Here is a 10,381-nt window from a genome sequence, read left to right as displayed (position 1 = left end):
GCCGTGTACATCTGTTTTGGTATCTTCTTCATTGCTGGTCTTTCCAAAGGATCGTTGATTTTACGTTACCTATGGAAGACTAAATTTCGGGGGAAGCTCAAATATGTTTGTGATTGTGACTGCGCTCGCTCGGCCAAAGAACCAGGGCGCGACTACGCCGCCCTGCGACAACGGATACAGCGGGCATCGCCCAGCGCATTAACGCAGATTTATTTCTCTAGACAGACAGCCTGGCCTCACCCGGCAGCAAGGCATTGGCCGGCAAGGTGTCCAGCACCTTCAGTTTTTGATAGATCGGCGTGAAATCCGGTGCGGTATCGTTGAACAGTTGTTGAAAATCGCTGATCACGAAATACGTTTCCTGGTAAGAATCGATCTTGTAGAGAGTTCGCATCACGCGCTCGACGTTGAACCGGAGACGCCGCGGCATCGGATTGCTGAGGCAATATTCGATTTCGCCGCCTGATGACAGAATCCCGGCACCGTAGACACGCAGCCCCTCGGGGCTTTGGATCAGGCCGAATTCAACCGTGTACCAATACAGCCGCGCCAGCATCGACAAACCGTCCAGCTTCATCGCCTTCAGCGCACCCTTGCCATACTCTTGCAAATGGTCGGCAAAAATCGGATTGAACAACAGCGGAACGTGGCCGAAAAAATCATAGAACAGATCCGGTTCGACAATGTAATCGAACTCTTCCGGCTCGCGCAGCCAGACCGTGACCGGAAAACGGCGATTGGCCAGATGCTCAAAAAATACATGGTCCGGCACCAGGCCCGGTACCGCAACCAGACGCCAGCCGGTGGCCTTGCACAGCAGCGCCGAACTCTCAGTAAATTTCGGGATGCCGTCGCCGATGTTTAGCAGTTCCAGACTTTCGATGAATAAATCGCAGGCGCGGCCTGGAATCAGCCCGGCCTGACGTTGATACAAGCGTCGCCACAACGCGTGCTGCTCTGGCGTGTAGGCGCCCCAATCCTGCGCCACGACGTAACGGGCGTCGATCTTGCTATAGTCGCCGCGCAGTTTGGTACCGTCGGATTTGGCCGCAACTGTGGCAAAAAAATCGTCGGTACTGATGCTCGCATCGATTACGTTTGCATTCATGTCCATATCCTCAACCACCCCTCCGATATCGGCCTTGACGCTGCCATCTACAGACAAACACGGGCATGTCCGGCCAGCGTCCATGCCCATGCTTAATTTTACGCTACGCGGCAATTAGCTAGCTGCTGCCTGCCTGTCGTCCTTCAACACGCCGCGCCGGATCTGGTCCAGTTCAATCGACTCAAACAGTGCGCGGAAATTGCCCTCACCAAAACCTTGATCGCCCTTGCGCTGGATAATCTCGAAAAAGATCGGCCCGATGACGTTTTGCGTAAATATCCGCAGCAGAAGTTCGCGGCTCTTGGCGTTGCTGCCATCGACCAGGATACGCAGCCGCTTGAGGTCTGCCAGCCGCTCACCGTGGCCCGGCAAGCGGCGGTCTATCAGATCGTAGTAGGTCTCGATAGTGTCCTGAAAGGCAACCTGGCGCGCTTTCATTTCGCTCACGCTGGTGTAAATATCTTCGCTGCCCAGGGCAATATGCTGAATGCCCTCACCATGATACTGATCGAGATATTCGGCGATTTGCGATTTATCGTCGGATGACTCATTAATCGGAATGCGGATTTTTCCGCAAGGCGAGGTCATTGCCTTGGATTTCAGGCCGGTTAATTTGCCTTCGATATCGACATACCGCACTTCGCGGAAATTGAACAATTGTTCGTAGAAATCCGTCCACTCCTTCATGCGGCCCCGATGCACGTTATGCGTCAGATGGTCGATATAGGTCAGGCTACAATGCGCGGAATTGGCTTGGGCGCCTGGAATCGCCACGAAATCAACGTCATAGATGCTGATATCGCCGATAGCACCGGCCTCGACGCCATTGGCTTTATCCTTGCCGCGCCAGCGGTCAACGAAGTAGATCAGCGAATCGCCGACACCTTTGATGGCAGGAATATTCAGCTCCATCGGGCCGGTGCGGTTATCAAAGCCCCAGGGGCCCAATTCAAGCGCGCGTTTGTATGTGTATGCAGCGTCCTTGACGCGGAATGCAATGGCGCACACCGATGGCCCGTGCTGGCGCGCAAAACGCTGCGCAAACGAATCCTTTTCGGCATTGATGATGAAATTGATATCGCCCTGGCGATACAGGGTCACGTCCTTATGGCGGTGCCGCGCAATCGCGGTAAAGCCCATTTTTTCAAACAGCGCGCCCAGCGCCTGAGGATCCGGAGCGGCATACTCGACAAACTCGAAGCCATCGGTGCCCATCGGGTTTTCCCAAGGTTGAAACTCCATTGCCATCCCCAATTTGGTGGTTGTAATTAACTAGAGTATAGAGGCGAGCCTGAGGCAGAAAATTGCAAAATCATCTGCACACATATAATTTTGCGCAGTAATATTGCTCAATATATTAAATTTAAGGTGACTTATGCCAAGAATTGAAATGGACGCAACAGACCGCAAGATTTTAGCGATCTTGCAGGAGGATGGCCGCCTCAGCAACCAAGAGGTGGCAGAGCGCGTCAATGTGTCGCCATCACCTTGTCTGCGGCGGATCAAGCACCTGGAGCAGGCTGGCGTGATACGCCAATATGTGGCGCTGCTGGCTCCGGAAAAAATCAGCCTCGGCCTGCTGACCTACGTCAACGTGCGGCTGGAAAAGCACAGTGATCCGCAATTCAGCGGCAGCTCCCGCATCGCCGCGCACACGGCGCAGTCGCCGCGCGTGGACTTTTCGACCGCAATCGAACACTAGCCGGAGGTGGTGGCCTGCTACGCGATGACCGGCGAGATGGATTATTTGCTGCGCGTGCACGTGGAAGACATGGCGCATTTCTCACGCTTCATGATGGAAACCCTGTTGCGACACCCGGCGGTGCTGGATGTCAAATCGAGCTTTGCGCTGCAACACATCAAGGATACGACAGCGTTGCCGCTGCTGTGACTGATCGGACGGCGGTGGTCAGCGGTCGCGCCGGATGCCCGGCAGACCGCTGAGCCATTTCAGCACGGCCCGCAGATTGGCTTTCACTGTATAGTCAATTATTGCGACCTGCTCCTCAACCGCTTCCTGCAACACGCTGGCGGGATTCGCCGGCGGCAGCTTCAGATAGGCGTCAGCTTCACCGTAGTCGCGATGGATCGCCATCCCGGCCTTCTTGGCAATATGCATCATTACCTTGTTGGACGACAGGCAATGCATATACAAGGTATCGATATCGACATTGCGACAACATATTGCCGCACGTTCGAACAAGCGGCTGCCGACACCCATGCCGCGTGCCGAGGCCGCCACCGACACACCGAACTCTGCCACCCGTTCCTTGGTGGTGAAACTGCTCACCGACGGCAACGCCTGGCGCGGCGCGAAGGCAAGATGACCAACGCCTAGCAGACGCAATTTGCGGTCGTAGACGCCAAACACGGTATCGCGCGAAAAATCGATATTCTCCACATAGCGGGTAATCAGGTCGTCGGACAACACCGAGCCGAAACGCAATAACCGATCGCCGCTGCTCAACGCCAGGAAATGGCGCAGCAGACGCCGACGGGCGCGCCGCGACAATTCCTTGACGAAAATGGTGGGCCGCACGCCCTTGCTCTTGCCGACACTGGCGACGCCGGGATTGTTTGGCGCGTTGCCGACTGCCGCTGCCGGATCATTAAAACTCATTTCATCAATATCCGTGAGATGCGTTCTCGTCAATGTCATCCCCCTCCTGCCGGACAAGCTTACCCGGATCAGGAGCGTTGTGCTTGAACCACCCGTTCGACCACTTCCACACGCGCCGCATGAATCGCATCCGGAATCCGTTGCGGCTGTTGCTGAAACATGCCGGCGATCGCTCCGGCATTGATTGACTGCGCGGCACGCAATGCCGCCTCAAGATAGGCTAACTGGGTAAAAGAGCGCCCTTCATAGCCGGCACGGCCGCGATAATCGCATTCAGTGGCGCGCAGCATGTCGATAAAGCGTTGCGGCTTACGGAATGCATCACAGCGCCCAAAAAGATTGACGATGGTATTCGCGCGCAGCTCGAAGGCTCGGCCAACATTGCCGTGCTCACGCGCTGTCATCAGTGCCAGATCGCGTACTTCGCCGGGCACTTTAAGGCGTTCACAAACCCGCTCAACGAGTTCGACGCCAAGCCCTTCGTGGCCGTGATGGCTAGGCCAGGCATCGGGCGGCGTCGCGCCTTTTCCGAGATCGTGCAAGAGTGCGGCGAAGCGCACTGACAATCCATAATTTTGCTGCGCAGCGATGTCCACCACCACCATCACATGTATGCCGGTATCGATTTCCGGATGATATTTTTCTGGCTGCGGCACACCCCACAACGCATACAGCTCTGGCAGCATGCGCGCCAATGCGCCGCAAGCGCGCAGCACTTCAAACATCCGCGACGGCTGCGCTTCCATCAAGCCGCGCGCCAGTTCCTGCCAGACCCGCTCCGGGACCAGCGCATCGACCTCGCCTGCGCTCACCATGTTCTGCATCAGCGCGGTGGTTTCTGGCGCCACGGTGAAATCGGTAAAACGCGCGGCAAACCTGGCAACCCGCAAAATCCGCACCGGATCTTCGGCAAACGCATCGGAGACATGGCGGAACACACGTCGCTGCAAATCCTGCTGACCATGGAACGGATCGGCAAGGGTGCCGTCATCGGCGCGCGCGATGGCGTTGATGGTAAGGTCGCGCCGCACCAGATCTTGTTCCAGCGTGACATCCGGATCGGCATGAAACACAAATCCCTTGTAGCCTGGCGCAGTCTTGCGCTCAGTGCGCGCCAGCGCATATTCCTCATGGGTCTGCGGATGCAGGAATACCGGAAAATCTTTACCGACCGGACGAAAGCCCCGCGCCAGCATGTCATCCGGGGTCGCCCCGACCACCACGTAATCGCGGTCCTTGACCGGCAAAGCCAGCAACTCGTCGCGTACCGCGCCGCCGACAACATAAATTTTCATATCGAGGTTTTGATTTTGTCAGTCCGGCAGCAGTTCGGTTTCCGCAATCGCTTCGTGCATCCAGCGCGCTACTGCCGGGTGTGCCTGGACCCGGTCGGCATAAGCTTGCAATGCCGGTGCCAGCAGTACGCCGTAACTGCGGAAGCGCATCACCACCGGCGCGAAGTAAGCGTCGGCAATCGAGAAAGCGCCGAACAGGAATTGATGATGGCCGAATTCGGACAAACAGGTTTCCCAGATTTCAACGATCCGGGCGATGTCCGCCTGGGCCCCGGCAGTACGCCCGAAACCAGGCTTATGAGCGCGAATGTCCATCGGCATGGCCTGGCGCAGTTCGGCAAATCCAGAGTGCATTTCCGCGCAGATCGCGCGGGCGGTGGCGCGCGCCATCACCTCCTGCGGCCACAGACCGAGATCGGGAAACTGGTCCGCCAGATATTCGCAAATGGCCAGAGAATCCCAGACCGGCGTCTCACCTACCAGCAAAATCGGCACCCGCCCGCTGGCCGAATAATGGGCAATTTCGTCGGCGGTCGTTGCCTGACGCAGCAATATCCGATGTTCTTTGAACGGGATACCGAACGCCGTCATCGCCACCCATGGCCGCATCGACCAGGACGAGTAATTTTTATTTCCGATCACTAGCAACAGCCCGTCTTTACCGGCCTTTTGCAAGGCAGAGGACAGGCTGGGATCAAGTTCGGTAGTTTGCATGGATGATTCCAGATATCAAAATTTGTACCGTACGTTTAAATACCGTACGTTTAAATACCGTACGTTTAAATACCGTACGTTTAAATACAGCCCGTTCAAATTGGCAATGCTGGCAGCCCTGCGCTTCAAGGCAGCGCCGATTCGACGAAACCTTTAGGTGCGACGGCACCAAGACGCGCTTTCAGGGATTGCGGCTTGCCATCGAACAGCGCAGCGTAATACGTCGCGTTGGATAGCACATTCTTGACATAGCCGCGGGTCTCGCTAAAGGGGATCGACTCAGCAAACACCGCGCCCTCAACAGTGCCGGGCAAGGTAGAGCGCCATGCACGCGGCCGGCCAGGACCGGCATTGTAGGCAGCCGATGCGAGCGCCTGCGAGCCGTCCAGATCGTTCAGCACCATGCTCAGATAGCTGGCGCCAAGCAGAATGTTGGTATTAACGTCGGCAATCTGGTCGTTGGTAAAGCCGTTCAGGCCGATTTTCTTGGCGACATAGCGCGCGGTAGCCGGCATCACCTGCATCAATCCGCTGGCACCGACATGCGAGCGCGCGCTTCTGACAAAGCGCGACTCTTGTCGAATCAAGCCGTAAACCCAGGCCATATCGAGGCCCAGGTTTTGCGTGTTGGTGATCATCACGTCACGATGCGGCGAAGGAAAACGCTGATTGAAATCGATTTCGACCTTGGTGCGCTCAGAGGTATTCACCATGCGGTCCAGCACGTCGTTTTGGCGCGCAAACTCAGCCGCGGCAAGCAATTGACGATCCGTAATCTCGCGCAGTTCCCAATTCCATTCGCGCACGCCTTCGAAGCGCAGATTCATATTGAAGAAACGCAACGCGCGGCGAAAGCCCTGGTTATTGGACATCTGCGCCATTTCTGCCGGGCTAAACACCTGGTTCGGGGAGATAGCAATAATTTTCTGTCCCAATTCTTCCAACGCTAGTTGACCATAGAAATTAGTCTGATCGGCAATGCTTTGGAATTTCTGCTGGGCCAGATCGAGTTTTCCTTCCGCTTGACAGGCGCGCGCCAGCCAATAGACCCAAGTAGGGTCGGCACGCAATGGTTGCGACATCGCTTCAATGCCGCTCTTGACCAGCTTCCAGTCGCCGGCACGCAAGGCTGAACGAACGCGCCATTGATACGCATCGGCCGACAACGGCGTGGCGTTCTTTACCTGCCGCCAATAATCGACAGCTTGCGGCTCCAGCTTGAGCGCCGATTGCTGCGCGATCTGCGCCCACCCCAGCGAGCGCTCCGATGACGTCAGTTGATCGGATGCAGCGCTCAACGCAGCTACGGCCCGACCAGTATCGTTTTTGGCGACCCGCCCCAACGCAATGATGAATAACTCGTGGCCGGCGCGACCGGCGGCCGGACCACGCGCCAGCTGGGCATCAGCGGCATCGATAAATGGCGTCAGGCGACGCGCAACGGCGCCGAAACCGGACTCCACCGCCTGACGAATCTGGAACCAGACATCATCCGCAGTGAACTGGCCGTTTTGCGCCAACAGGCCGATGAGACCCGTGCAGGCAGGGCCGAAATCCTTCGGCGTGGTCAGCAAAGCACGTGCATCGGCTGCGACATTGCGCCCTTTCTGCGCCGCCGAAGTCAGCGCATAGCATTTCAATTGCGTGTCATCGTCCAGTACGAATTTCGGATACTGCTCATCGAAAGTAGCCCAATCTCCAGCTTTGCCCAGTTCCAGTAACCAGTCGTTACGCAAGCGATCGGCGATAGCGCTGCCGTCGTAGCGCTTGAGATAATCAAGAATATCCGCCTGCGGCGCGACCAAATCCTTGATCAGCGGTTTCAAGCGGTAATAATCGACGTACGAGGGAATGTCGTAATCGCTCAAGGTGGCAGCCAGAAGCTCCGCCTTGTCGGCATTGTTGGCGCGGGCAGCGTCGCGCAAAGCCAGAAATGCATCGTCCTGGCTGGCAAAATTGGGCGCAGTAGCGCTTCCCGCGGAACGCTTTTGGGCATAAGCTGCATGAGACAACGCAACCGAGGGAGCGACGGCAACAGCGACGACAGCAAGCCATTTCTTTTTAAACATATAACTGGGCAACCTTAAATTTACGAATGCGAATAGATGATGTCTAGCATAGCATGTGATGCCAGTGATGCAACTCCCGAAAACGGCAAGGACAAAACCTTGTTGCGACGCGCGCTGTTGGCCGCAAGGCAATCGCTCGATGGCGCGACGCGCCAGGAATGGGATGCGAAACTGGACCAGCGCGTCATCGAATGGGCTGCTCAGTGGAGCAAGACGAATCCGCATGGCACGCTTGGCGTGTACTGGCCGATCCGTGGCGAGCCGAACCTGCGGCCAACCTATGCAACGCTGGCGGCCAGTGGGCTGCAACTGGCATTGCCGGTGGTGATTGGCAACGATGTGCCGTTGCGCTTCGTCGCCTGGACTCCGGGGGAGGTCATGCAGAAAGACAGCTTTGGCGTATCGATACCGGCCAGCGCTGCGGTGGTTGCACCTACCGCGCTGCTGATTCCTTGCGTCGGCTTCAACCGCGACAGGATGCGGCTCGGTTACGGCGGTGGATTTTATGACCGGACGTTAGCGCTGGAGCCGCGTCCACACAGCATCGGCATCGCTTATTCCTGCGGCTTGGCGGAGTTTGAGGGCGCCAAGCATGACATCGCGCTAGACGCCATCATTACTGAAACCCGTAAGTTATAGCTTCAGGGCTGCGCTTCTTTAATGATTCCCGAACAGCGCACGGGCAGAAAAAGCTGCGCGCCCTGCGCTACAAATTGATGACACGCAGTCTGGACAGCTATTGCCCGCGCGTGCCCCGAAACGATTTATAACTTGAGCCGTTGCCAAATCGCAATCGTCGCCGGCGCTTGATTCAGCGTGTAGAAATGCAAGCCCGGCGCGCCGCCGGCCAGCAAGCGTTCGCACAACTGCGTCACCACATCCAAGCCGAACGCCCGGATCGACTCGGTATCGTCGCCGTAACTGGCGAGTTTGAGGCGAATCCAGCGCGGGATTTCCGTGCCACACATATCGGAAAAGCGCACCAGTTGCGCGTAGTTAGTGATCGGCATGATGCCAGCCACGACCGGCACGCTCGCGCCTAATTTTTGCGTCTCGTCGACAAAGCGGAAATACGCGGCGGCGTTGTAAAAATATTGGGTGATGGCGCCGTTGGCACCGGCTTTGACCTTACTGACGAAGCGCTGCACATCATCCTGCGGCGACTTTGCCTGCGGGTGCATTTCTGGATAAGCCCCGACTTCGATGTGGAACCAGTCGCCGGTTTCGGCGCGGATGAACTCCACCAGTTCATTCGCATAGCGGAACTCTCCGGATGAAATATCCATGGCACCGTAACCGCTCGGCAAATCGCCGCGCAAGGCAACCAGGCGCTTAATACCGTGATTCTTGTATTGCACCAGAATCTCCCGCAAAGCTTGCCGCGAACTGCCCAGGCAAGACAGATGCGGCGCTGCCTGATGGCCTTCGCCGAGGATATCGAGCACCGTATCGAGTGTGCCCTGCCTGGTTGAGCCGCCAGCACCGAATGTCACGGAAAAATATTTCGGATGCAACTCGGCCAGTTTGGCGCGCGTCACGCGCAATTTTTCAGCGCCCTCGGGAGTCTTAGGCGGGAAAAATTCAATGCTGAAATTTTTTCGCGACATTTAATTCTTCTTCAATAGCAAAGTGGACAGCGCCCACGAAACGATGCTGTACAGGATAGCGCCGCCCACGGCCGACCAGAAGCTGGCCACATAGAAACCGCTGACCAGGTGCGACACCAGCCAGAACATCAGACCGTTGATGATAAAGATGAACAAACCCAGCGTTAGCAAGGTGGCCGGCAAGGTCAGCACCAGCAGGATCGGACGAATCAGCGTATTGACGAAACCCAGCACTAACGCTGCGATCAATGCCGCACTGAAATCGGAAAATTTCACCGAATGCATCAGATAAGGCACAGCCAGCAAAGCCAGCGTGTTAATCAACCAGGTAAGCAGTAAACGCATCAGGTACCTCTTGATGATCAGATATGGCTGGGTCGGCATATCGTATCAGCGACATGCCGACTTACAGTAAAACTCAGGCAACTACCGTGGTCGCTGCCTTATTCGTTAAGTGATCAATAACGATAATGCTCTGGTTTGTACGGACCGGTTTGCTTGACGCCGATATAGGCCGCCTGCTCTTCAGTCAATACCGACAACTGCGCATTCAGTTTCTTTAGCTGCAGGCGCGCGACTTTTTCATCCAGGCGCTTCGGCAACGTGTACACACCTACCGGATAAGCCTTCGTGTTGACGAACAACTCGATCTGGGCGATGGTCTGGTTGGCGAACGACGAGCTCATCACGTACGACGGATGGCCGGTGCCGCAACCCAGATTGACCAGGCGGCCCTCCGTCAGCAGGATGATGCGCTTGCCGTCCGGGAAAATGACGTGATCGACTTGCGGCTTGATGTTTTCCCAGGTGTACTGCTTCAATGCGGCAACTTCGATTTCATTGTCGAAGTGACCGATGTTGCAGACAATCGCCTGATCTTTCATCTTGGCGATGTGCGCATGCGTGATCACATGATAATTGCCGGTACAGGTGACGAAAATATCGCCATGTTCCGCCGCATAGTCCAT

General features: G+C 56.5%; 10 protein-coding genes and 1 pseudogene. 2 read left to right on the top strand and 9 right to left on the bottom strand.

All coding sequences use genetic code 11. The features are described 5' to 3' along the window. Positions 1-217 precede the first annotated feature (217 nt). Positions 218-1,108, bottom strand: a complete 891-nt coding sequence (gene phhA, locus ACIQ0R_RS07975; protein ID WP_395825956.1) for a phenylalanine 4-monooxygenase — start codon at positions 1,106-1,108, stop codon at positions 218-220. A gap of 114 nt (positions 1,109-1,222) precedes the next feature. Then, positions 1,223-2,350, bottom strand: a complete 1,128-nt coding sequence (hppD, locus tag ACIQ0R_RS07970; protein WP_395825953.1) for a 4-hydroxyphenylpyruvate dioxygenase — start codon at positions 2,348-2,350, stop codon at positions 1,223-1,225. Positions 2,351-2,483: 133 nt separating this feature from the next. Between hppD and ACIQ0R_RS07965 the strand changes: the two are divergent. Continuing rightward, positions 2,484-2,999, top strand: a pseudogene (locus ACIQ0R_RS07965) (Lrp/AsnC family transcriptional regulator). Between the two features lie 18 nt (positions 3,000-3,017). On the opposite strand, the gene ACIQ0R_RS07960 reads toward ACIQ0R_RS07965, so the two are convergent. From ACIQ0R_RS07960 to ACIQ0R_RS07945, 4 genes are all read right to left on the bottom strand, one after another. Next, on the bottom strand, positions 3,018-3,728 hold the full coding sequence (locus ACIQ0R_RS07960; RefSeq protein ID WP_395825950.1) for a GNAT family N-acetyltransferase: 711 nt from the start codon (positions 3,726-3,728) through the stop codon (positions 3,018-3,020). Between the two features lie 68 nt (positions 3,729-3,796). After that, positions 3,797-5,023: a multifunctional CCA addition/repair protein gene (locus ACIQ0R_RS07955; protein WP_395825947.1), complete on the bottom strand. Its 1,227-nt coding sequence runs from the start codon at positions 5,021-5,023 to the stop codon at positions 3,797-3,799. 18 nt (positions 5,024-5,041) lie between these two features. Then, positions 5,042-5,737: a glutathione S-transferase family protein gene (locus tag ACIQ0R_RS07950; RefSeq protein WP_395825944.1), complete on the bottom strand. Its 696-nt coding sequence runs from the start codon at positions 5,735-5,737 to the stop codon at positions 5,042-5,044. 125 nt (positions 5,738-5,862) lie between these two features. After that, entirely contained in the window at positions 5,863-7,806 is a 1,944-nt protein-coding gene (locus ACIQ0R_RS07945) for a transglycosylase SLT domain-containing protein (protein ID WP_395825941.1), read from the bottom strand. A 39-nt stretch (positions 7,807-7,845) separates the two neighbouring features. Between ACIQ0R_RS07945 and ACIQ0R_RS07940 the strand changes: the two genes are divergently transcribed. Beyond that, a complete protein-coding gene (locus ACIQ0R_RS07940) occupies positions 7,846-8,445 on the top strand; it encodes a 5-formyltetrahydrofolate cyclo-ligase (RefSeq protein WP_395825937.1) in 600 nt (199 codons plus the stop codon). A gap of 125 nt (positions 8,446-8,570) precedes the next feature. Here ACIQ0R_RS07940 and metF read toward each other — a convergent pair whose 3' ends face one another. From metF to ACIQ0R_RS07925, 3 genes are all read right to left on the bottom strand, one after another. Continuing rightward, positions 8,571-9,413 carry a methylenetetrahydrofolate reductase [NAD(P)H] gene (gene metF, locus ACIQ0R_RS07935; protein WP_395825934.1) on the bottom strand — a complete coding sequence of 281 codons (843 nt, stop codon included), beginning with the start codon at positions 9,411-9,413 and terminating at the stop codon, positions 8,571-8,573. Continuing rightward, entirely contained in the window at positions 9,414-9,758 is a 345-nt protein-coding gene (locus ACIQ0R_RS07930) for a phage holin family protein (protein ID WP_395825931.1), read from the bottom strand. It abuts the gene before it with no gap. A gap of 113 nt (positions 9,759-9,871) precedes the next feature. Then, on the bottom strand, positions 9,872-10,381 hold a 510-nt coding region (locus ACIQ0R_RS07925), incomplete at its 5' end, for an adenosylhomocysteinase (RefSeq protein ID WP_395825928.1).

Source organism: Collimonas sp. (genome assembly GCF_044339385.1).
GTDB lineage: Bacteria > Pseudomonadota > Gammaproteobacteria > Burkholderiales > Burkholderiaceae_D > Collimonas.
Note: the sequence above shows the minus strand (reverse complement) of the source record. Positions and strands in the feature narration are given on the sequence as shown.

Bases quoted from the DNA above. Each gene is read 5' to 3' on its own strand.
- ACIQ0R_RS07960 (WP_395825950.1), bottom strand. From the start codon at position 3,728: ATGAGTTTTAATGATCCGGCAGCGGCAGTCGGCAACGCGCCAAACAAT.
- hppD (WP_395825953.1), bottom strand. From the start codon at position 2,350: ATGGAGTTTCAACCTTGGGAAAACCCGATGGGCACCGATGGCTTCGAG.
- ACIQ0R_RS07950 (WP_395825944.1), bottom strand. From the start codon at position 5,737: ATGCAAACTACCGAACTTGATCCCAGCCTGTCCTCTGCCTTGCAAAAG.
- ACIQ0R_RS07930 (WP_395825931.1), bottom strand. From the start codon at position 9,758: ATGCGTTTACTGCTTACCTGGTTGATTAACACGCTGGCTTTGCTGGCT.
- ACIQ0R_RS07955 (WP_395825947.1), bottom strand. From the start codon at position 5,023: ATGAAAATTTATGTTGTCGGCGGCGCGGTACGCGACGAGTTGCTGGCT.
- ACIQ0R_RS07940 (WP_395825937.1), top strand. From the start codon at position 7,846: ATGTCTAGCATAGCATGTGATGCCAGTGATGCAACTCCCGAAAACGGC.
- ACIQ0R_RS07945 (WP_395825941.1), bottom strand. From the start codon at position 7,806: ATGTTTAAAAAGAAATGGCTTGCTGTCGTCGCTGTTGCCGTCGCTCCC.
- phhA (WP_395825956.1), bottom strand. From the start codon at position 1,108: ATGAATGCAAACGTAATCGATGCGAGCATCAGTACCGACGATTTTTTT.
- metF (WP_395825934.1), bottom strand. From the start codon at position 9,413: ATGTCGCGAAAAAATTTCAGCATTGAATTTTTCCCGCCTAAGACTCCC.